General features: G+C 36.6%; 19 protein-coding genes and 1 pseudogene. 9 read left to right on the top strand and 11 right to left on the bottom strand.

Features of this window, described 5'->3' with window-relative positions; translation table 11 throughout:
• The first annotated feature begins 109 nt into the window (after window positions 1–109).
• Window positions 110–742, top strand: coding sequence for a spore protease YyaC (gene yyaC, locus AC2CGN_RS24070; RefSeq protein WP_484516695.1), 633 nt, complete (start codon window positions 110–112; stop codon window positions 740–742).
• Here the strand turns inward: yyaC and AC2CGN_RS24065 are convergent.
• From AC2CGN_RS24065 to rpmH, 11 genes are all read right to left on the bottom strand, one after another.
• Window positions 659–1,375: a DUF554 domain-containing protein gene (locus tag AC2CGN_RS24065; RefSeq protein WP_286923224.1), complete on the bottom strand. Its 717-nt coding sequence runs from the start codon at window positions 1,373–1,375 to the stop codon at window positions 659–661. The genes yyaC and AC2CGN_RS24065 overlap by 84 nt on opposite strands.
• A gap of 79 nt (window positions 1,376–1,454) precedes the next feature.
• Window positions 1,455–2,303 carry a ParB/RepB/Spo0J family partition protein gene (locus AC2CGN_RS24060; protein ID WP_286923225.1) on the bottom strand — a complete coding sequence of 283 codons (849 nt, stop codon included), beginning with the start codon at window positions 2,301–2,303 and terminating at the stop codon, window positions 1,455–1,457.
• On the bottom strand, window positions 2,296–3,057 hold the full coding sequence (locus AC2CGN_RS24055) for a ParA family protein (protein WP_283870202.1): 762 nt from the start codon (window positions 3,055–3,057) through the stop codon (window positions 2,296–2,298). Before AC2CGN_RS24055 ends, AC2CGN_RS24060 begins: the two co-directional genes overlap by 8 nt.
• 448 nt (window positions 3,058–3,505) lie before the next feature.
• Complete coding sequence (gene noc, locus AC2CGN_RS24050) at window positions 3,506–4,402, bottom strand: nucleoid occlusion protein (protein WP_429988362.1); 897 nt, start codon at window positions 4,400–4,402, stop codon at window positions 3,506–3,508.
• Window positions 4,403–4,581: 179 nt separating this feature from the next.
• Window positions 4,582–5,298, bottom strand: a complete 717-nt coding sequence (rsmG, locus tag AC2CGN_RS24045) for a 16S rRNA (guanine(527)-N(7))-methyltransferase RsmG (RefSeq protein WP_484516692.1) — start codon at window positions 5,296–5,298, stop codon at window positions 4,582–4,584.
• A gap of 120 nt (window positions 5,299–5,418) precedes the next feature.
• On the bottom strand, window positions 5,419–7,311 hold the full coding sequence (gene mnmG / locus AC2CGN_RS24040) for a tRNA uridine-5-carboxymethylaminomethyl(34) synthesis enzyme MnmG (protein WP_286923237.1): 1,893 nt from the start codon (window positions 7,309–7,311) through the stop codon (window positions 5,419–5,421).
• A 28-nt stretch (window positions 7,312–7,339) separates the two neighbouring features.
• On the bottom strand, window positions 7,340–8,725 hold the full coding sequence (gene mnmE, locus AC2CGN_RS24035) for a tRNA uridine-5-carboxymethylaminomethyl(34) synthesis GTPase MnmE (protein ID WP_484516690.1): 1,386 nt from the start codon (window positions 8,723–8,725) through the stop codon (window positions 7,340–7,342).
• 201 nt (window positions 8,726–8,926) lie between these two features.
• Window positions 8,927–9,727 (bottom strand): RNA-binding cell elongation regulator Jag/EloR, encoded by an 801-nt coding sequence (gene jag, locus AC2CGN_RS24030; RefSeq protein ID WP_484516688.1) that lies wholly within the window; start codon window positions 9,725–9,727, stop codon window positions 8,927–8,929.
• Window positions 9,724–10,494 carry a membrane protein insertase YidC gene (yidC, locus tag AC2CGN_RS24025; protein WP_286923228.1) on the bottom strand — a complete coding sequence of 257 codons (771 nt, stop codon included), beginning with the start codon at window positions 10,492–10,494 and terminating at the stop codon, window positions 9,724–9,726. Before yidC ends, jag begins: the two co-directional genes overlap by 4 nt.
• A gap of 294 nt (window positions 10,495–10,788) precedes the next feature.
• Window positions 10,789–11,133: a ribonuclease P protein component gene (gene rnpA / locus AC2CGN_RS24020; RefSeq protein ID WP_283870209.1), complete on the bottom strand. Its 345-nt coding sequence runs from the start codon at window positions 11,131–11,133 to the stop codon at window positions 10,789–10,791.
• A 98-nt stretch (window positions 11,134–11,231) separates the two neighbouring features.
• Window positions 11,232–11,366: a 50S ribosomal protein L34 gene (rpmH, locus tag AC2CGN_RS24015; protein ID WP_004233310.1), complete on the bottom strand. Its 135-nt coding sequence runs from the start codon at window positions 11,364–11,366 to the stop codon at window positions 11,232–11,234.
• A 628-nt stretch (window positions 11,367–11,994) separates the two neighbouring features.
• Here rpmH and dnaA point away from each other — a divergent pair.
• The 8 genes and pseudogenes from dnaA to AC2CGN_RS23975 all read left to right on the top strand — a co-directional run.
• Entirely contained in the window at window positions 11,995–13,344 is a 1,350-nt protein-coding gene (gene dnaA, locus AC2CGN_RS24010) for a chromosomal replication initiator protein DnaA (protein ID WP_283870210.1), read from the top strand.
• 168 nt (window positions 13,345–13,512) lie between these two features.
• Window positions 13,513–14,649, top strand: coding sequence for a DNA polymerase III subunit beta (gene dnaN, locus AC2CGN_RS24005; protein ID WP_283870211.1), 1,137 nt, complete (start codon window positions 13,513–13,515; stop codon window positions 14,647–14,649).
• 141 nt (window positions 14,650–14,790) lie between these two features.
• Complete coding sequence (gene yaaA, locus AC2CGN_RS24000) at window positions 14,791–15,015, top strand: S4 domain-containing protein YaaA (RefSeq protein ID WP_054771591.1); 225 nt, start codon at window positions 14,791–14,793, stop codon at window positions 15,013–15,015.
• Window positions 15,016–15,018: 3 nt separating this feature from the next.
• Window positions 15,019–16,134 carry a DNA replication/repair protein RecF gene (gene recF / locus AC2CGN_RS23995; RefSeq protein ID WP_484516684.1) on the top strand — a complete coding sequence of 372 codons (1,116 nt, stop codon included), beginning with the start codon at window positions 15,019–15,021 and terminating at the stop codon, window positions 16,132–16,134.
• 91 nt (window positions 16,135–16,225) lie between these two features.
• Entirely contained in the window at window positions 16,226–18,160 is a 1,935-nt protein-coding gene (gene gyrB, locus AC2CGN_RS23990) for a DNA topoisomerase (ATP-hydrolyzing) subunit B (protein ID WP_429983562.1), read from the top strand.
• A 25-nt stretch (window positions 18,161–18,185) separates the two neighbouring features.
• The gene (gyrA, locus tag AC2CGN_RS23985; RefSeq protein ID WP_286923233.1) at window positions 18,186–20,654 is read left to right on the top strand and encodes a DNA gyrase subunit A; all 2,469 of its coding nucleotides are present in this window, start codon (window positions 18,186–18,188) and stop codon (window positions 20,652–20,654) included.
• Window positions 20,655–20,797: 143 nt separating this feature from the next.
• The gene (locus tag AC2CGN_RS23980; protein ID WP_429983564.1) at window positions 20,798–21,880 is read left to right on the top strand and encodes an HD-GYP domain-containing protein; all 1,083 of its coding nucleotides are present in this window, start codon (window positions 20,798–20,800) and stop codon (window positions 21,878–21,880) included.
• 130 nt (window positions 21,881–22,010) lie between these two features.
• Window positions 22,011–22,148: pseudogene (locus AC2CGN_RS23975) on the top strand (IS4 family transposase); the annotation flags it as partial.
• Window positions 22,149–22,587: the final 439 nt, after the last annotated feature.

The raw sequence follows: 22,587 nt of genomic DNA, 5'->3' as shown, positions 1-22,587 counted from the left end.
TCTTGTTGAATTCCAATATTACCACCTCTTGTATAGCCTGCTAAAAATTTGTGTATACTGCATAAAAATTGAGCACTTCTTCCAAATAAAAAAGAAAGTGAGTTTTTTTATGAATACTATACCAAATTTATTACTTCCTTATTCTCTTCATCATGAAAGTAAAAATGCTGTTTGGCAACTAAGTACATTGTTTTTAGAACATATACCATTTCATCATGAACGACTTATTTTCTGTTGTATTGGAAGTGACCGTTGTACAGGTGATACCCTGGGGCCATTAACAGGTAGTTTTCTAAAAAAATCTGTTAGTTTTCCATATGATGTTGTAGGTTCTTTAGAGGATCCTTTACATGCTCTTAATTTAGACGCTACAATCCAACAGTTACACAATCATACTACAAAACCTTTTATTATTGCGATTGATGCCTGTCTTGGTAGTGAACAAAATGTTGGGCATATTTCTGTACAGAGTGGACCTATTTTCCCTGGTAAGGCTGTTAAAAAGCAATTACCTCCAATTGGTGACATTTCGGTTAAAGGAATCGTCAATATTGGAGGCTTTATGGAGATGCTTGTTTTACAAAATACAAGACTTCATATTTCTTATGCGATGGCTGAAAAACTTTCCAGAGCGCTATTACTCGCTGCACATCGTTTCTCACTGAAAAGTATAGAAGATTGCGACCATAATGCCGACAACGACGATACCTGGCAACAAGTTAGCAGCCTTGATCTTGGTTAAGCCTGCAATATTTAAACCAATGGCTAAAATCATGACACCACCTACAGCAGTCATCTCAGTTATAAACATTTGTAACGCTTCATCTGGTATAAAGGAGCTGATAACACCTGCGAAAAGTGCAATTACTCCTTGATAAAGAAAAACAGGCACTGCAGATAATAGTACACCTATGCCTAATGTAGATGCTAAGATAATCGAAGTAAATCCATCGATTAAACCTTTCGTTATGAGTACATTATGATCATTGCGCAGACCACTATCTAGAGCACCTATAACAGCCATAGAACCAACTACAAAAATCAATGAAGCCGTTACAAAGCCCTCTGCAATACTAATTTGATTATTATCGGTACGTTTTTTGCTAAATAAAGATTCAACCCATTGCCCTAGTCGATTCATTTGCTTATCTAAATCTAACCATTCACCAATAACAGTACCTACTACTAAACTTACCACCATTATAATAAAGTTATCACTTTCAAAGCCCATTTTAATCCCTAAAAGTGCAACTGCTAAGCCAATGATTGATAATACGGTAGACTTCATTGATTCAGGGATATTTTTAAAAATTCTTCCCACGATTGAGCCTGCTATTATTAAAAGTGCATTTATTAGAGCTCCAAATAAAACCACATTTCAGCCTTCCTTCTCTCTAGAAAAATAGAGAGCGCCTTATAGCTCGGCGCTCTGATTTAGTTATAGAAATTTAGCATTACTCATCTTGTAAATTTAATATTTCTAAAATACGTTCTAAATCATCCTCAGAGTAAAATTCAATTTCTATTTTCCCTTTATTATTAGCCTTCTTTATTTGGACATTTGTTCCAAAATAATCTCGTAGTTGTGTTTCCTTTGCGACAACAAATATATCCTTTTTCTTTGGCTGAATTGTTTCACGTGAAACTTCTTCATTTATTGTTTGTACGAGCATTTCTACCTGACGTACATTTAAGCCTTGTTTAATGACCTTATTTGCAACCTCAGGAATCCTTCTTTTATTTTTCAATCCTAGTAATGCTCGTCCCTGACCCATTGATAGAGTACCATCATTCATTAATGTGCGAACATCCTCTGGTAGTGCTAGTAAACGAACATGATTGGCTATATGTGGTCTACTCTTCCCTAATCGCTTGGATAACTCCTCCTGTGTTAAATGTAAGTTTTCCATTAAGCTTTGGTAAGCTTCAGCTTCTTCAATAACTGTTAAATCTTCACGTTGTAAATTTTCTAAAATAGCTAACTCCATCATTTGTGCATCTGAAAATTCTTTTATAATAGCTGGAATAACCTCTAAATCTGCTAATTGAGCGGCACGATAACGACGTTCCCCAGCAACAATTTCATATTTACGCCCTTTTTTCCTTACTGCAATAGGCTGTAGAATGCCATGCTCCTGTATAGAGTCTGCTAATTCTTGTAACGTTTCTTCATCAAAAATTTTACGAGGCTGAAATGGATTTGCAACGATTAACTCTAATTGAATTTCTTCTACTTGCCCACTTTGTTCTAAAGACTCTCCAGGAAATAATGCACCAATGCCTTTTCCTAAACCTTTAGCCATTTTTAATCACTTCCCTCGCCATCTCTAGATAAACTTCTGCACCTCTTGATTTTGCGTCATAAATAATAATTGGCTGCCCATGACTTGGAGCCTCACTTAATCGCACATTTCGAGGAATAATTGTTCTATATACTTTATCTTGGAAATATTTTTTTACTTCATCAATTACTTGTAAGCCTAAGTTTGTTCGTGCATCAAGCATCGTTAACAGTACACCATCAATGTAAAGTTGTTGATTTAAATGCTTCTGCACTAAACGAACAGTAGACAATAGCTGACTAAGCCCTTCTAATGCATAATACTCACATTGAACTGGAATAATTAATGCATCGGATGCCGTTAAAGCATTAATAGTTAAAAGCCCTAAAGACGGTGGACAATCAATAATAATATAATCATAGGCTTCTTTCACATTTTGAAGTGCGTGCTTTAAACGTACTTCTCTTGATATAGTTGAAACTAATTCGATTTCCGCTCCAGCCAGTGAAATCGTTGCTGGAACTATAGATAAGTTTTCTACATTTGTTTCTTGAATGACATTTTCAACGTTTTCATCATCAATCAAGACATCATAAATACAGCCTTGAAGTTCTCCTTTATTGACACCTAAACCACTCGTTGTATTGCCCTGTGGATCAGCATCAATTAATAGCACTTTCTTTCCTAAATATGCTAGACAAGCGCTCAAATTGACCGATGTCGTTGTTTTACCTACGCCACCCTTTTGATTGGCGATTGCTATAATTCTACCCATTTAAAAGCACCTGCTTTCATCTATCAAAGCTTACTTTGACAAATCATTTGTAAAATCACTACTCCATACCGCTATCTAATTCTCATTCTATCAAAAAAACAGAAAAGAGTTGTATAAAATATTAAGAATATATACAAAAAAGGAGGCATCTCAGATATATTTCTGAAATGCCTCCTCTAAACAGAGGGATAAAAGTTAATTTATCTTCATTTTGCAGATGTTTTTTGTATCGAAAGCATAGCGGCAGATACAGAAGACTCCCACCTCTACCGGTAATGAGATGAAAGTGGTGTTGGTTCCTTTTCAGTGGATGTCCAAACACCTCCTGAAATAGCGGAACTTAGTCTAAGAACGCCACGTTCTGTGGCAATTTATCTGTGCGAAAGCGAAGCGACAGCAACAATTACGCCAAGACGAAATTGATTATTTTTCTAAAATAATATTAACTCTAAGATTTTTTCTTTTTAGGTATTTTCACTGTAATTTGATAATATTCCTCTGTGTCCTCTTCCTCGGTCTTAACCGTTATCCCACTTTTGGTTACCATTGATAGCGATTGTTTAATCGTATTCAATGCAATGCGGACATCTTTACTAATTGCCTTACGTTTTGGTTTCGCCTTCTTTGGTGCATCTTCTTGATCTGCTGTCTCTGGATGCAATAATAGATGGATGTGCTCTTCTAGCTGACGAACATTCCAATCATTTTCAATTATCTGTTGTAAAATCTCTAGTTGTAATGGCTGATCTTTAATTGCAATTAATGCACGTGCATGTCGTTCAGATATTTTACGCTTCAAAATTGCTTGCTGCACTTCATCCGGCAGCTTTAATAAACGTAATTTATTAGCTACAGTGGATTGTCCTTTTCCAAGTCGCTGGGCCAGAGCTTCCTGTGTTAGCTCATGAAGCTCTAATAATTTTTGATAGGCTACAGCTTCTTCAATCGCCGTTAACTCCTCACGCTGTAAGTTCTCTATTAATGCAATAGATGCTGTTTCCTTATCAGTTAAATTACGTACAATAGCAGGGACTTCTGTCCATTGTAGCTTTTTCATCGCTCGATAACGACGTTCTCCAGCAATGATTTCATATTGATTTTCTGATGTTTTACGTACAACAATTGGCTGAATCACACCATGTGTATGAATGGTTCTTGATAATTCTTCAATTTTTTCATCATCAAAAATAGTACGTGGCTGAAAACGGTTAGGTACAATTTGATCAATAGGCAATTTTATAACTTCTTCTGCTGCATGAACCGCCTCTGCTTGTTCTACTTCATTTTTCACACTAGGCTCTGTTTTACTTCCGCCTCCAAAAAAACGTGAAAAAGGACTTTTCATCCAAGTGGCACCACCTTTAAGTAACTATCTTGCTCTGTGTCATTCTATTATTATTTATTATATTTCCTAAAATGTATATAGTTCATAGATGTCATTTGCGTGAACCATCCATAACTAGTATGTATGCTCAAAATAGAAAAAATATTTTCTACTTTGAGAAGTTTCACATGAAACACTAATTATTGAATTGGTGTTTTATTTGGTACACCTGGTTTACGCGGATATTTTTTCGGTGTTCCTTTTATTTTATCAAAGATATATAAAATACGGTCACTTTCTTCAACTGGTAAATGGAAAGAAAATTCTTCTTTTAATGAAACGCCTAATGTAGTCAATGCTTCTTTAGCATCTTTTAATTCTTCTGCACCTGCTGCTGCTTTTAAGGCAACAAAATATCCACCTTGTTTTGCTAATGGTACACATAGCTCTGATAAGACCGCTAATCGGGCTACTGCACGAGCTGTTACAATATCAAATTGCTCACGATATTTTGGATTTTGGCCAAACTCTTCTGCTCGAGCATGTACAAAATGCATATTCTCTAATTGCAACTCATCACTAAGATGATTTAAAAATGTAATTCTTTTATTTAAAGAATCTACAATAGTGATGTGTAAATGTGGGTAGCAGATCTTAATTGGGATACTTGGGAAACCAGCCCCTGCTCCTACATCACAAACTGTTGTCACGGTTGAAAAATCAAAATAGAAGGATGCACTAATGGAATCATAAAAATGCTTTAAATAAACACCCTCTAAATCAGTAATAGCCGTTAGGTTCATTTTTTCATTCCACTCAACAAGGAGTTGAAAGTACTTTTTAAATTGAGTAATTTGATGATCGGAGAGCTCTATCCCCTTTTCCTTTAAAGCCTCAATAAATTGTTGTTCGTTCATGTAAAGTCTCCTTTAGCTATATGGCCAGTAAGCGTATTTAAGCTATGTTAAATAGCCTGAAAAATAGGAAGCGGGCACAAAGGTATGCCCGCCCCTTATTCACTTTACTGTTCTTGATGATTAGCTACTTACTTTCGCGATTTTACCTTGTTCAATATAAACAAGCAGAATGGAAATATCAGCTGGATTCACACCAGAAATACGAGAGGCCTGTGCAATAGAAAGTGGTGTAACTTGTTTTAATTTTTGACGCGCCTCTGTTGCTAAACCTGAAATAGCATCATAATCAATATTTTCTGGGATTTTTTTAGTTTCCATTTTATGAAGCTTTTCCACTTGTTGCAATGCTTTTTCGATATAACCTTCATATTTAAGCTGAATCTCGATTTGTTCCTTTACTTCTTCCGAAAACTCAACATCTGCAGGAATAAGTGAAGAAATTAATTCATAATGCATCTCTGGGCGTTTTAATAAATCCGCTCCACGAATACCATCTTTCAGTTCACTACCGCCTACTGAACGAATAACAGCCTGTGTAGCTTCATTTGGTTTAATAATAATTTCACGAAGACGTGCGATTTCCTTTTCAATCAGCTCTTTTTTCTCATTGAATTGGGCATATCTCTCTTCTGCAACCATCCCCATTTTATACCCTAGCTCTACTAAACGTAAATCAGCATTATCGTGGCGAAGTAGTAAACGGTATTCAGCACGAGATGTTAGTAAGCGATACGGTTCATTTGTACCTTTTGTTACAAGGTCATCGATTAATACACCAATATAAGCATCTGAGCGACTTAAAATGAGCTCTTCTTTTCCAAGTGAGTTTGCCGCAGCATTCATCCCTGCCATTAAGCCTTGTGCAGCCGCTTCCTCGTAACCAGATGTTCCGTTAATTTGACCGGCTGTATATAGCCCTTTAATGCGTTTTGTTTCTAATGTTGGCCATAGCTGTGTAGGCACAATCGCATCATATTCGATGGCATAGCCGGCACGCATCATTTCTGCCTTTTCTAAACCAGGAATTGATTTTAGTAAACGAGATTGTACATGCTCCGGTAAACTTGTTGATAAACCTTGAACATAGACTTCACGTGTGTTGCGACCTTCTGGCTCTAGGAAAATCTGATGGCGTGGCTTGTCATTAAAGCGAACAACCTTGTCTTCAATAGATGGGCAATAACGTGGTCCCGTTCCTTTAATCATCCCAGAGTACATCGGAGATAGATGTAAGTTCGCCTCAATAATTTCGTGCGTTTCAGGGCTTGTATAGGTTAACCAGCAAGGAAGCTGATCCATGATAAATTCAGTCGTTTCAAAGCTGAATGCACGTGGAACATCATCTCCTGGTTGAATTTCCGTTTTGTCGTAATCAATTGTACGGCTGTTCACACGTGGTGGAGTTCCCGTTTTAAAGCGAACAAGATCAAAACCAAGCTCTTTTAAATTATCGGCTAATCGTATAGAAGGCTGTTGGTTATTAGGACCACTTGAATATTTAACATCTCCAATAATGATCTCACCACGAAGGAATGTTCCCGTTGTGACAACAACTGTTTTAGCACGATAAACGGCGCCAATTTGTGTAATGACACCTTTTACTTCCCCATCTTCAATAATTAGTTCATCCACCATTCCTTGATGGATCGTTAAATTTGCAGTTTCCTCCAACACACGTTTCATTTCTTGTTGGTATAAAACTTTATCTGCCTGTGCTCGTAAAGCCCGTACTGCAGGACCTTTCCCTGTATTTAACATACGCATTTGAATATGGGTTTTATCAATGACTTTCCCCATAGCTCCGCCTAAAGCGTCAATTTCTCGTACTACAATACCTTTTGCAGGGCCACCTATTGATGGATTACATGGCATAAACGCAATCATATCTAAATTGATCGTCAGCATCAGTGTGTTAGCACCCATTTTGGCAGCGGCGTGAGCAGCTTCTGAGCCTGCATGACCTGCGCCAATGACGATAACATCAAACGTGCCTGCCTCATATTTTGTTGGCATAGCTCGTATCTTCCTTTCTTTCATAAATTTATTTTCCTAAGCAGAACTGTGAAAATAGCTGATTTATAAGGCTTTCCTGTACAGTGTCACCAATAATTTCACCAAGTATTTCCCACGTTCTTGTTACATCTATTTGCACCATATCCACAGGTACACCTGCTTGGGCTGCAGCTAATGCATCCTCAACTGTTGCTTGTGCTTGATGCAATAGTGCAATGTGTCTTGCATTTGAAACATATGTTAAATCGCCCGCTTCGATTTGTCCTTCAAAGAATAGCGCCGCAATTGCTTCCTCTAATTCCGTGATACCTTCCTCCTGTAAAAGAGATGTTGTCACAATACGATGACTACCCGCTAACTCTTTTACGCGAGCTATATCAATTTTCTGTGGTAAATCTGTTTTATTAATAATAACGATATAATCCATTGCCTCAATTGTTTCGAATAAGCGTTCATCCTCGGTAGTCAGTTCATCAGCATAATTTAATACAAACAATATTAAATCTGCTCCACGTAAAGCTTCACGAGAACGTTCAACTCCAATTCGTTCAACAATATCCTCTGTTTCTCGAATTCCAGCTGTATCCACTAAACGAAGTGGTACTCCACGTACATTGACGTACTCTTCTATAATATCACGAGTTGTCCCTGCAATATCTGTCACAATAGCTTTATTCTCTTGGACTAAACTATTTAAAAGAGAAGACTTACCGACATTTGGGCGACCTAAAATAACCGTAGATAAACCTTCACGTAGTATTTTCCCTTGAGAGGATGTTTGCAGAAGTTTCATAATTTCATTACGTACCCACGTACATTTTTCTACCAAAACAGGTACTGTCATCTCTTCTACATCATCATACTCAGGATAATCTATATTAACCTCTACTTGTGCTAATGTCTCTAGTAATGCTTGGCGTAGATCACCTATTAAACGCGACAATTTTCCATCCATTTGACCTAAAGCCACATTCATCGCCCTGTCTGTCTTAGCTCTTATTAAATCCATTACCGCTTCAGCTTGTGATAAATCTATACGTCCATTTAAAAATGCTCGTTTTGTAAATTCACCTGGCTCTGCTAGTCTTGCTCCATTCGTTAACACTAATTTCAACACTCTATTTACAGAAACTAGCCCACCATGACAATTGATTTCTACTACATCCTCACGCGTGAATGTTTTTGGTCCACGCATTAATGACAGCATTACTTCCTCTACTACCTCATTTGTTTTAGGATCGACTAAATGCCCATAATGAATCGTATGTGAAGCCTTCGTTTTTAAGCTTTTTCCACCAGGCGATCTGAATATTTTATCTGCAATTGCCACTGCTTCATCTCCACTTAAACGGACGATGGCTATGGCTCCCTCACCCATTGGTGTGGATATCGCAGCAATTGTATCAAACTCCATTTAATGACCTCCTCAACGTTATCCACATGTGGATAATTAAAAACCGACCAAAACTTACTAACACCTTAGACTAACATATTTTCAACAAAATCTAAAGTAAGGATATTTTCCAATTGTGGATAAATCAATAGTGATTAAAAAAAGCCATTTTATCGTTAAGATAAAATGGCTCATGTTTTGTCTGTATGTTTTTTACGAAGTTTAACCGTTCTTTACAGGTTCAATTACTAAATAACGATTTGGCTCCGTTCCTTCTGAGTATGTTTCAATATCAAGGCGATTTGCCAATTGATTATGAATAATTTTTCTTTCGTATGACTGCATCGGCTCAAATGCTACTCGTTGATTTAAGCGAAGAGCTTTATCTGCCATACGGTCTGCTAGTAACTCTAATGCCTCTTGACGACGTTCACGATAGTTTTCAACATCTAATTTCACCATTAAGAATTGCTTAGCACTTTTATTTAATACAAGTTGTGTCAATTGCTGTAGAGAATTTAATGTTTGACCACGCTTCCCTATAAGCAGTGCAGCTTTCTCACATTTTAGCTGAAATAATACATATTTTCCTTCCCGTGTCGTTTCAATGTCAAGATCATGGATATCCAATTGCTTAGCAATATTTACTAAGTAAGCTTTTGCCTCATCAATAGGATTAGCTGAGGCTTCTTCCTCTTCAGAGTCTTCTTTGACTTGTTGAACTGCTTCGATTTCACTTGGTTGTTCAGAAACTTGTGAACTTATTGTTTCAACATCATCTATTACTTGTTCGTTCAATTGAGTCAGATTTTGCTGTTCAACCTTTTCTGTCTCAACTATTGGAATCTGTGCTTCCTTTACTGTCACACGTACCTGTGCAGAACGTGCCCCAAAACCTAAAAATCCTTTTTTACCTTCTTGTAAAACTTCAACATCTACTTGTTCACGGGTTTTGCCAAGTTTCTGTAACGCTAATGAGATCGCTTCTTGTGTTGTTGCGCCTATTTGCGTAAGTTGTTTCACTTTTTAGCCCCTCCATTTTGAGCAGGTTGTGTTTTATCTTTATTCCAAGGTTTATAAATAAACAGGTTTTGAATAATCGAGATAATATTACCGATTACCCAGTATAGTGATAATGCTGCTGGCAATGCCATACCGAAAGCAATAATCATAAATGGCATAATGTACATCATCATTTTCATTTGAGGGTTATCCATCGCTGGACCCGTACGTAATACAATAAATTGCATTAAACCTGCAGTAATTGCTAATGCTGGTGCAGGATCTGCTAATGGGAAGATAAAGAAATTCCCTAAATCAAAAGTAGATGTAGCATTCATACGGCTAATCGCATGATAGAAGCCAATTAAAATTGGCATTTGAATGATTGCTGGTAAACATCCGGCAATTGGATTTACACCTGACTCACTCATTAGCTTCATCATTTCTTGCTGATATTGCTGCTGTGTTTGTGCATCCTTAGAAGCATACTTCTTTTGCAGTTCCTTCAATTTTGGCTGAATTTCTTGCATCTTTTTAGAGCTCTTCGTTTGTTTAATCATCAATGGTAGGATCGCTAAACGAATAATAATCGTTACAGCAATAATTCCCAATGCATACGTACCGAGCAGATCAGCAAAGTATTTTATCGCTGATACCAACGGCCAAACAATGAATTCATTCCAGAAGCCAGTGCTATCTTTGGAAATTGGTTCATTGAATTCTGTACAACCAGAAAGCAGTAATGCTACTGTTACTAGCGACAAAATTACCCAAAGTTGTTTCTTCAACCTTCTTCCCCCTACAAATACTATTCACTTTTTCTAAATCTATATTCGTGCTACTCTATTCATTTTTTGTTTTTTGCTGAATAAAGTTATCAGTTATTTTATCATGTCTATCACGTTTCACTCTACTAAATATTCTAACAATATACGCTTATTTACTTAAGTACTGTTACTAATTCTTCATATATTGCTGTGAAACCTTGTTACTAAATACCCCTATACGTATTCCCTGGCTTTATTTTATAAAAGAAATACTTCAAAAATAAGGCGCTTTTTCCACTTTGGTTACCATCTGTATTACGTTTTCTTCAATACCTTTGCGATTCGTAGTACATGCTGCAAACTTTGTTTTACATCATGAAAATCCATAGTGGCCGCCGGTTGTCTGGCGATAATAACATAGTCTATATTCGGCTTAAGCTCGTCCTTTAACTCATGAATACTTTGTCGAATATAGCGTTTAATCTGGTTGCGGGTTACTGCATTCCCTAGCTTCTTGCTTACTGATAAACCTATACGAAATTCAGTTTGTCCCTCTTTCATCAGAAAATAAACGACAAACTGACGATTAGCGAAAGATTTACCATTTTTAAACACCTTTTGAAAATCCTCATTCTTCTTTACTCGTTGGCGTTTTTTCATTACTTTCACCTGCTACTAGATAATATCTTTTGATCCTCATTTAGCTTTACTAAAAATAAAGAAAAAAAAGACCACTGATGTGGCTCAGTGGACTTATTTTATGCTGATAAAACTTTTCTTCCTTTACGACGACGAGCAGCAAGAACTTTACGACCGTTTTTCGTGCTCATACGCGCGCGGAAACCGTGAACTTTACTGTGCTTACGTTTTTTTGGTTGGTAAGTACGTTTCATTTATATAGACACCTCCTGAATGAAAGTTGAATTTTTCAACATACAGACCTGAATATTATATAAAGCATCTAGTTGTTTTGTCAATGAATTTCACAAATTTCTTTCGTCAAACGAGTTTAATCTCGCCTCTACTATTCTTCACGCCAGTTTATTTGCCGCTTTTTGTTCAATGAGACTTTCTCAATATTCTTCATACCCTCTATCTGCCTCTTACATAAAAAATAATTATCCACAGGGGGCTTGTTTTTTTTACACAGAGTTGTGTATAGTATTTTTTGCATGTTTTTTTATCCACAACATTTATCTACAGCTTTTTCACATAAACAGAGGCTGTGGACAACTCGTAAGTGCATAAATGAATGGTATGTGGATAAGTTTCGTAAACTATTGAAATAGCTTTGTTTTTCTGATACGATTACTGTGCTTCACTTTGTTGAAAACTAAAATTTACTTTTATTTTATCCACAACTGTTGATATGCTGTGGATAATTTTTATCACAGCCTTTGGTTAACTTTTATCCACAGCTTGTTAGTTTGTGGATGAAGTGTAAAATGAACGTATTTTCCCTTTTATAAATGCACTATTTTTTTGTTGTAAATGTATTGAACTGTAAAGGAGATTAGCAGCTTGGAACATTTAGAAGAACTATGGAACAATGTCCTGGCTCAAGTTGAACAAAAAATTTCTAAACCAAGCTTCGAAACATGGCTAAAATCTACGAAACTACTTACTTATAATGGTAGTGGTTCTACTGTTACAATAGCCGCGCCAAATTCGTTTGCTCGAGACTGGCTTGAGAATCATTATATTCATTTGATTACAGGTATATTAACGGAGCTTACAGGCGAAGACTTGCTTATTAAATTTGTTGTTCAAAAAAACCAGGATTCGGACGATTTTGATTTACCAGCGCCGATCATCCAAGCAAAAAATAACGATCACCATGATATTTCACCAGGTATGTTAAACCCGAAGTATACTTTTGATACGTTTGTTATTGGCTCTGGTAACCGCTTTGCACACGCTGCCTCACTGGCTGTGGCTGAAGCACCCGCGAAGGCTTATAACCCATTTTTTATTTATGGGGGAGTAGGACTTGGCAAGACACACTTAATGCATGCAATTGGTCATTATGTTTTAGAACATAACCCAAATGCCAAGGTAGTCTATTTATCATCTGAAAAATTTACAAATGAATTTATTAACTCAATTCGGGATAATAAGGCACTCGATTTTCGAAACAAATACCGCAATGTAGATGTACTTCTAATTGATGATATTCAATTTTTAGCTGGAAAAGAATCAACTCAGGAAGAATTTTTCCATACTTTTAATACATTGCATGAAGAATCGAAACAAATTGTTATTTCCAGTGACCGTCCTCCAAAGGAGATTCCGACTCTGGAAGACCGTTTACGTTCTCGTTTTGAATGGGGATTAATCACAGATATTGCACCACCAGATTTGGAGACTCGTATCGCCATCCTTCGAAAAAAAGCAAAGGCTGACGGTTTAGAAGTGCCAAATGAGGTAATGCTCTATATTGCGAACCAGATCGACTCCAATATTAGGGAGCTTGAAGGTGCGCTTATTCGCGTCGTTGCCTATTCATCACTAGTAAACAAGGATATTAATGCTACTTTGGCTGCAGAAGCATTAAAGGATATCATTCCTAATTCGAAGCCGCGAACTGTCACTATATTAGACATTCAAAATGCAGTAGGGGAGCATTTTAATATACGTTTAGAAGATTTTGCTGCCAAAAAACGTACAAAATTAATAGCTTTCCCACGTCAAATTGCGATGTTTTTATCCCGCGAATTAACAGATTTCTCGCTGCCGAAAATTGGCGAAGAATTTGGTGGACGTGACCATACTACTGTTATACATGCTCACGAAAAGATTTCTTCCATGTTGAAAAATGACGTTCAACTACAACAAGATATTAAACAAATTAGAAGCATGTTAGGAAAATAATCTGTGGACAATTCAATTATTTAAACACAAACTTATGCACAGTCTATCTACATGTGGATAGACTGATTTTATTCACTTAAATATACTTATCCACAAATCCACAGGACCTATTACTATATCTTTTTTATTTTATATAAATAAATAATATAAATATGTGAGGGAAAACGAATGAAATTTGATATTTTACGTGACCGTTTATTAGAAGGTTTAAATGATGTCATGAAAGCTGTAAGTTCTAAAACAACAATACCTATTTTAACGGGGATAAAAATTGATGTTACTGAGGAAGGAGTTCGCCTAACTGGTAGTGATGCTGATATTACGATTCAAACGTTCATTCCAGTGGAAGAAGATGGACAACAAATTATTCATATCACAGAGACAGGATCAATTGTTGTTCAAGCCCGTATGTTTAATGAAATCGTTCGTAAATTGCCAACAAATGAGGTTGAAATTAACGTAACGCCTGGTTTCCAAACGCATATTCGTTCTGGGAAATCGGAATTCCATTTAATTGGATCAGATGCTACAGAATACCCATTACTACCTGAATTAACGGAAGATCAAAAATTTACTATTCCCGCTGATCTATTAAAGTCTATTATCCGTGAAACAGTATTCGCTGTTGCTACTTCAGAAAGCAGACCTGTGTTGACAGGTGTAAACTGGCAAATAAAAAATGAAGCGTTAATCTGTGTTGCAACAGATAGCCACCGATTGGCAAGACGAAAAGTTCAGCTAGAAAACTTACCTGAAGTTGAACATAGTGTCGTAATTCCTGGGAAAAGCTTAAATGAGTTAAATAAAGTATTAGAAGATTCAACAAACCTTGTTCAAATTGTTATTACGAGCCAACAGGTGTTATTTAAAACTGGAGAAGTATTGTTCTTCTCACGTCTATTAGAAGGGAACTACCCAGATACAACCCGCTTAATCCCAGAAGAGTATCAAACTAATGTAACGATTAATGGGAAATCATTGTTACAAGCAATCGATCGTGCATCGCTCGTTGCTCGTGGTGACCGTAATAATGTTGTGCGTTTTGAAATTTTAGACAACCAAGCTGTTGAAGTTTCTTCAAACTCTCCAGAAATCGGTAAAGTACAAGAGGAGATTCCGGTAGAATTACTTGAAGGGGAGAACTTAAAAATTTCCTTTAGCGCGAAATATATGATGGAGGCATTAAAAGCCATCGATGGTCAAGATGTCGTCATCCAATTTACAGGGGCAATGAGACCATTTATTTTACGTTCTGTTCATGATGATGCAATACTACAGTTAATTTTACCTGTACGTACGTATTAATAATTAAAAGCATGTTCGATGGATTGTATTGACTTTGAAAACATTAGGATAGTCGCTAATTGCGGCTATCTTTTTTTACTTATGATGAGATTTTAGGTATGATAGAGAGATAGACAGTCTGAATTTGGAGGGAACATAGCTATGAAGGACATTGAAATTGATGTGGAGTTTGTCACGTTAGGGCAACTTTTAAAAATGACCGATGCGATTAGCTCAGGTGGTATGGCGAAATGGTTTTTACAAGAAAATGATGTATATGTAAATGGAGAAGTGGATGATCGCCGCGGTCGTAAATTACGTGACGGAGACATTGTTAATATTCCTGGATGTGGTCGATTTCGTATCGTTGGATCCACTGGACAGTAAGATATGCATATAGAGCAGTTAAAACTAACAAATTACCGTAACTATGATGCCTTAGCTTTAAAATTCTCTCCAAAAATTAATGTTTTCATTGGTGAAAATGCGCAAGGAAAAACAAATGTAATGGAATCTATATACGTATTGGCGATGGCTAAATCCCACCGAACGACGAACGATAAAGAATTGATACGTTGGGATTCAGACTATGGTAAAATAGAAGGGGCCGTTCAAAAAAGGCATGGCATTTTACCAATAGAGCTTACGATTACAAAAAAAGGTAAGAAGGGTAAGATTAATCATATAGAGCAAAGTCGCCTTAGTCATTATATTGGTCAAATGAATGTCGTGATGTTTGCTCCCGAGGATTTGAATGTTGTAAAAGGGAGTCCGCAAATACGACGACGTTTTATTGATATGGAGATTGGGCAAATTTCGCCTGTTTATTTACATGATTTATTAACCTTTCAAAAAATTTTAAAACAACGTAACCACTATTTAAAAATGAATCAAGGAAAAACAATGACAGATACCGTGATGTATGAGGTCTATAATGAACAATATATTCACGCTGCTACCCAAATTATTCAAAAAAGATTTCAATTTATGGATTTATTGCAAGAGTGGGCAGAACCAATTCATGGAGGTATTTCTCAAGAGAAGGAAAAATTGCTTATTAAATATCGCACTGTAGCTGGTATAGAAAAGGATCATGCTTCCAGTGAAATTGAAAACTTCTTGCATAAAAAGCTGATTGAAGCTAAGGAACGAGAATTTGATCGAGGAGTAACATTAGTAGGGCCACATCGAGATGATTTGCAGTTTTTAGTAAACGGCTATGATGTTCAGACTTATGGTTCGCAAGGGCAACAACGTACTACCGCTCTTTCATTAAAACTTGCTGAAATCGAATTAATTAAACAAGAAACAAATGAAACACCCATATTACTTTTAGATGATGTATTGTCGGAACTCGACGATTATCGCCAATCGCATTTATTAAATACCATTCAGGGTGAGGTTCAAACCTTTGTAACGACTACAAGCGTTGATGGAATTCATCATGAGACAATGGAGCATGCACAGCTGTTCCACGTGAAACAAGGAGCGATTGAAGAAAGTTAGCCCGGGTAGTTTTTTAGATTACAAAAGAATGGTAATAGTCAGCTCGGTTGACTGTTCATTCATTTACACAAATGATGTTATGAAGGAGTAGATGAAAGCCGTGGCTATAGAGAACGAAGGTTTACAAAATCAAGCTTATGAGGCCGATCAGATACAGGTATTAGAAGGTTTAGAAGCCGTACGTAAAAGACCAGGTATGTATATCGGTTCAACAAGTTCTAAAGGGCTTCACCACTTAGTATGGGAAATTGTTGATAATAGTATTGACGAGGCACTAGCAGGATTTTGTACAGATATAAAAGTAACGATAGAAAAAGACAATTGGATTCGAGTAGAAGATAATGGTCGTGGTATTCCAGTAAGTATTCAAGAAAAAATGGGTAAACCTGCTGTAGAGGTTATTATGACAGTACTGCATGCGGGTGGTAAGTTCGGTGGCGGTGGCTACAAAGTATCTGGTGGACTTCATGGTGTTGGGGCATCTGTTGTGAATGCATTATCAGTTGAAACGATTGTTCAAGTACATCGTGAAGGTCATATTCATGAGATTAAATTTGAGCGCGGTCAAACTGTACAACAGCTAACCATTATTGGAGATACAGACCATAATGGCACAACTACACGTTTTAAAGCCGACCCTGAAATATTTAAAGAAACCACTGTCTATGAATATGACATTTTAGCACATCGTATTCGTGAATTAGCTTATTTAAATCGTGGGATAAAGATTACGATTGCTGATGAGCGTGAAGGTGAGGAGCGTTCTACTACATATCACTATGAAGGTGGTATTCGTTCTTATGTAGAGCATTTAAATCAATCGAAAGAGCCTATCCATGATCCTATTGATGTTCTTGGAGAAAAGGATGGTATTTCAGTTGAAATTGCTATGCAGTATAATGCTGGATTCTCCTCTAATATTTTTTCATTTGCTAATAATATTAATACGTATGAAGGCGGTACACATGAATCTGGTTTTAAAACAGCCCTTACACGTGTTATTAATGATTACGCCCGCAAAAGCAGTCTGTTAAAGGAATCAGATGCTAATCTTACTGGTGAGGATGTTCGTGAGGGGTTAACAGCAATTGTATCTGTTAAGCACCCTGATCCACAGTTTGAGGGGCAAACTAAAACTAAACTTGGTAACTCTGAGGTAAGCCAAATTACCAATTCTCTATTCTCAGATGGTTTTGAACGTTTTATGTTAGAGAATCCAACAGTTGCTCGTAAAATTGTTGAAAAAGGTTTAATGGCTGCTCGTGCTCGTGTAGCTGCAAAGAAAGCACGTGAATTTACACGCCGTAAAAATGCTCTTGAAGTATCTAGCTTACCTGGTAAATTAGCAGATTGCTCTTCGACAAATCCGGCAGAATGTGAAATTTATATCGTTGAGGGTGATTCCGCTGGTGGTTCTGCTAAATCTGGACGTGACCGTCATTTTCAAGCAATCCTACCGTTACGTGGTAAAATCTTGAATGTTGAAAAAGCAAGATTAGATAAAATTTTATCGAATGCTGAAATACGTGCAATGATTACAGCATTTGGTACAGGTATTGGTGAAGAATTTAATTTAGAAAAGACTCGTTACCATAAAATTATCATTATGACAGATGCCGATGTTGATGGTGCACATATTCGTACATTATTGCTAACATTCTTCTTCCGTTTCCTTCGTCCTTTGATAGAGGCAGGCTATATTTATATTGCCCAGCCACCACTTTATCAAGTAAAGCAGGGCAAACATGTTGAGTATTGCTATGATGATGAAACATTAAAGGCTATTCTTGAGCGACTACCAAAAATGCCAAAGCCAAATGTACAGCGTTATAAAGGTTTAGGTGAAATGAATGCAGAACAGCTTTGGGAAACGACAATGGATCCTGAGCATCGTACATTATTACAAGTAGAATTAGATGATGCTATTAAAGCAAACCAAGCATTTGAGCGCTTAATGGGCGATGAAGTTGAACCTCGTCGTCAATTTATTGAAGAAAATGCTGTATACGCTAATTTAGATATTTAATTTTTCTTGAGAGGAGGTCTACACTTTGTCAGAACAAGAACGCTCCGGTGTTAAAGGAGTTAATATCACAGAAGAAATTGAAACATCCTTTCTTGATTATGCAATGAGTGTAATTGTTTCACGTGCATTACCTGATGTGCGTGATGGATTAAAACCTGTACACCGCCGTATTTTATATGGTATGCAGGAGCTTGGGAATACAGCAGATAAAGCATACAAAAAATCCGCACGTATCGTTGGGGATGTAATGGGTAAATACCACCCACATGGTGACTCTTCTATCTATGATGCGATGGTTCGTATGGCGCAAGATTTCAGCTATCGTTACATGTTAGTTGATGGTCATGGTAACTTTGGATCTGTGGATGGTGATGGAGCAGCTGCAATGCGTTATACGGAGTCACGTATGTCTCGTATTGCTATGGAAATGCTTCGCGATATTAATAAAGATACAATTGACTATACAGATAACTATGATGGTTCAGAGAAAGAGCCTATTGTGCTACCAAGTCGTTATCCTAACTTATTAGTAAATGGAGCGGCAGGGATTGCTGTTGGTATGGCCACGAATATTCCACCACATCAGCTTGGGGAAACGATAGATGCGGTAATAGCACTTTCTGAAAATCCTGCCATTACGACTGAAGAATTAATGGAAATCATCCCTGGACCTGATTTTCCAACGGGTGGATTAATTTTAGGTCGAAGCGGTATTCGTCGTGCATATGAAACAGGTCGTGGCTCAATTATTATTCGTGCGAAAGTAGAGATTGAACAAAAATCGAATGGTAAGGAAACAATTCTTATTCATGAGTTACCGTACCAAGTAAATAAAGCTAAGCTTATTGAAAAAATAGCAGAGCTTGTACGCGATAAAAAAGTTGAAGGTATTACAAATCTACGTGATGAATCTGATCGTCGTGGTATGCGAGTAGTCATAGAAATACGAAAAGATTCGAATGCCAATGTAGTATTAAATAATTTATATAAACAAACAGCAATGCAATCGAGCTTCGGTATTAATATGCTGTCTTTAGTAAATGGTCAGCCAAAAGTGATGGGCCTTAAAGAGATGTTGCATCATTATTTAGAGCACCAAAAGGTTATTATTCGTCGTCGTACAGAATTTGACTTAAGGAAAGCTGAAGATCGTGCGCATATTTTAGAGGGCTTGCGTATTGCGCTTGATCATATCGACGAAATTATTGCTATTATTCGTGGTTCTCGTAGTGGTGAAGAAGCGAAACCACAATTAATGGAGCGTTTTAATTTATCGGAACGTCAAGCACAAGCAATTTTAGATATGCGTTTAGTCCGTTTAAGCGGATTAGAGCGTGAAAAAATTGAAGCTGAATATCAAGAGCTTCAAGTACTAATTGCTGAATTGAAGGCAATTCTTGCAGATGAGGCGAAAATTGTCGATATTATTCGTACAGAAATCTTAGAATTGAAAGAACGCTTTAACGATAAACGCCGAACTGAAATTACTTCTGGCGGTCTAGAAATGATTGAGGACGAAGATTTAATTCCAGTTGAAAATTCGGTCGTAACCTTAACGCATAATGGATATATTAAACGTTTAGCTGCAAACACATATCGTAGTCAAAAACGTGGTGGTCGTGGTGTGCAAGGTATGGGTACCAATGAAGACGATTTTGTAGAGCATCTTATGAATACATCCACACATGATACAATTTTATTTTTCACTTCAAAAGGAAAAGTATTTAGAGCAAAAGGTTATGAGATTCCAGAATTCGGTCGTACAGCGAAGGGATTACCAATTGTTAACTTACTTAATATTGAAAAAGGTGAAAAAGTAACAGCAATGATCCGTGTAGGTTCATTTGATGATGAAGAGGCATACTTCATCTTTACTACTAAGACAGGTATTACAAAGCGTACACCAATATCTCAATTTGCCAATATCCGCACCAATGGGTTAATAGCTATTAGTTTACGAGAAGATGATGATCTCATTTCAGTTCGTTTAACAGATGGCGACAAGCAAGTCATAATAGGTACTCGCGATGGGATGCTTGTTCGTTTCCAAGAAGATGATATTCGTTCAATGGGACGTACTGCAGGCGGTGTACGTGGTATTAAACTACGTGATGGTGATGAAGTAGTTGGTATGGAAATTATAGAGCCAGGTCAGGAAATCCTAGTTGTTACGGAAAAAGGATACGGTAAACGTACTTCTGAAGAAGAATATCGTTTGCAGAGCCGTGGTGGTGTAGGGTTGAAAACCATGCAAATCACTGATAAAAACGGTCCAATGGTAGCTGTAAAAACTGTTGATGGATCTGAGGATTTAATGCTTATTACCATTAATGGCATGTTGATTCGTATGGATGTCAATGATATTTCATTAATTGGTCGTAGTACACAGGGAGTTCGTTTAATTCGTTTAGGGGATGACGAGCTTGTTGCAACTGTAGCAAAAGTTGAAAAAGAAGATGAGCCTAATGAAGAAAATGATGAAGTAGAAGAATAATAAAGGGACCGATGACGGCAGCTAAAATTGCCGTTCATCGGTTTTTTAGCATAATTCATGAAAAATAAGTAATTATTTTGAATTCCATGATAAAATGAAATTAACTGTTAAAGCAAGAGAAATAGTGAAGAGGTGTTAATTGCATGGAAACTATACATGTCCCAATATCGGAGTTGCGTGTAGGTAAAGTAATTTCAGAGGATATTTTTGCAAATACACAATATCCTATAATATTTAAAAACACAATCATTTCCCATGAGCATTTACAAGTTTTTTTTGCTTTTAATATTTCAAGAGTTTCTGTTTACAAGGATGGCACGGACCATCAATCAGAGGTCAATGATACCGAATTAGTTGCACCACCTGAGGCTGTTCCAACATTTAAGAGGGTCTATGATAATTCTGTTGAACAATTTAAAAAGGAATTTAAAAATTGGGAAGCTGGTGCAAAAGTTGATATTGCCAAAGCACGTTCAATTATTTTACCGTTAGTGGAAATGGTGTTAGAGGATCGAACAATCATTTTTGATTTAAATGAGTATTCAAACCCTAAAGATTATTTATATCATCATTGTGTTGCAACGGCATTGATTTCAGCAGTGATAGCACAAAAATTAGGCTATGATAGAGGAACAACCATTCAAGTTGCAATTGGGGGACTGTTAGCTGATTGTGGAATGGCAAAAATTCACCCTCGGATTCGCGATAAGAAAACAACCTTAACAGAGAAGGAATTTGATGAAATTTATAAGCATCCGACGTATAGTTATAATATGGTCAAGGATTTAACAATCTTAAAAGATACAATGAAGGAAGCCATTTATCAACACCATGAACGCTTAAACGGAAGCGGTTACCCAAAGGCTGAGAAAATCGCAAATATTTCGATGTTTGCTCAAATTATAGCGGTTGCAGATGTATTTCATGCAATGACTTGCGAACGTGTATATAGAGCTAAACAATCATCCTTTAAAGTAATCGAAATGATTAATGAATCCGAATTTGGAAAATTTGATATTAAAGTAGTTCGAGCACTTATTGATATTGTTGCTGACCTACCAATAGGAACAATCGTAGAATTGTCTAATTTGGAACGTGGAGAAGTAATGTTTGTAAATAAATTTGCACCAACACGACCACTTATCAAATTATGCCTTTCAGGTGAGATTTTTGATTTAGGGAAAAATCGTACATTCTATATTTCACGTATTATTACAAATTTATAAAGGCAATATGAGGATATATTGTCCCTTCTAAGTAGGAGTTGAAAAATGGCTACAGTAATAGTCAATACAATTCTGCCTGGAGGGGATTTTTCTATTAGCAAAGAAGGTAAGCTTTATAAGGAAAGAGACTGTATTTTTTAAAGTGTGGATGAAACAACATCTGAATATTAAAAAGTTCTACGGGCAAAGCAACCAAGCTGTGCACAATCGAGGGAACATTGCGATGATCGTATACTGCTTAAATGCGCTGGCACAACTTCATACAAACTACAAATTAGTAGATACTCAAAAGTAGTATTATGAAAATAGACACGTATTTTACTTCGAAAAAATAGAAGGAAATATGGTTTCATAAGGATTGAGAACGGTCCATTGCCTAAGTCAAAGTTTAAAGTAAAAAATTAAGTGTTAACTACTTTTGTTTAACTGTCGCAAGAAATAAAGAGACAGAAATTTAATTGAAATTCATACAACGTTAATGAGTATGTTATTGTTTTCTAATTAAGATAGTATAGAAATGAAATAGTTAATTATAAAAAAACAATATAATTCTTTTGAGAAAGTGTTGACATAGTTATAGAATATTGATATTATTAATGAGTCGCCAAGAGGTGACGCTGAAAATAAAGTAAATGAACCTTGAAAACTGAACAAGCAAAACGTAATCAATATAGTTTTTACTAGCTAGCTTTCGCTAGTGAACGAAA

Source organism: Lysinibacillus sp. DFXJR4 (genome assembly GCF_057196045.1).
Note: the sequence above shows the minus strand (reverse complement) of the source record. Positions and strands in the feature narration are given on the sequence as shown.

Bases quoted from the DNA above. Each gene is read 5' to 3' on its own strand.
- yyaC (WP_484516695.1), top strand. From the start codon at position 110: ATGAATACTATACCAAATTTATTACTTCCTTATTCTCTTCATCATGAA.
- AC2CGN_RS24060 (WP_286923225.1), bottom strand. From the start codon at position 2,303: ATGGCTAAAGGTTTAGGAAAAGGCATTGGTGCATTATTTCCTGGAGAG.
- AC2CGN_RS24055 (WP_283870202.1), bottom strand. From the start codon at position 3,057: ATGGGTAGAATTATAGCAATCGCCAATCAAAAGGGTGGCGTAGGTAAA.
- noc (WP_429988362.1), bottom strand. From the start codon at position 4,402: ATGAAAAGTCCTTTTTCACGTTTTTTTGGAGGCGGAAGTAAAACAGAG.
- rsmG (WP_484516692.1), bottom strand. From the start codon at position 5,298: ATGAACGAACAACAATTTATTGAGGCTTTAAAGGAAAAGGGGATAGAG.
- mnmG (WP_286923237.1), bottom strand. From the start codon at position 7,311: ATGCCAACAAAATATGAGGCAGGCACGTTTGATGTTATCGTCATTGGC.
- mnmE (WP_484516690.1), bottom strand. From the start codon at position 8,725: ATGGAGTTTGATACAATTGCTGCGATATCCACACCAATGGGTGAGGGA.
- rnpA (WP_283870209.1), bottom strand. From the start codon at position 11,133: ATGAAAAAACGCCAACGAGTAAAGAAGAATGAGGATTTTCAAAAGGTG.
- rpmH (WP_004233310.1), bottom strand. From the start codon at position 11,366: ATGAAACGTACTTACCAACCAAAAAAACGTAAGCACAGTAAAGTTCAC.
- dnaN (WP_283870211.1), top strand. From the start codon at position 13,513: ATGAAATTTGATATTTTACGTGACCGTTTATTAGAAGGTTTAAATGAT.
- yaaA (WP_054771591.1), top strand. From the start codon at position 14,791: ATGAAGGACATTGAAATTGATGTGGAGTTTGTCACGTTAGGGCAACTT.
- recF (WP_484516684.1), top strand. From the start codon at position 15,019: ATGCATATAGAGCAGTTAAAACTAACAAATTACCGTAACTATGATGCC.
- gyrB (WP_429983562.1), top strand. From the start codon at position 16,226: ATGAAAGCCGTGGCTATAGAGAACGAAGGTTTACAAAATCAAGCTTAT.
- AC2CGN_RS23980 (WP_429983564.1), top strand. From the start codon at position 20,798: ATGGAAACTATACATGTCCCAATATCGGAGTTGCGTGTAGGTAAAGTA.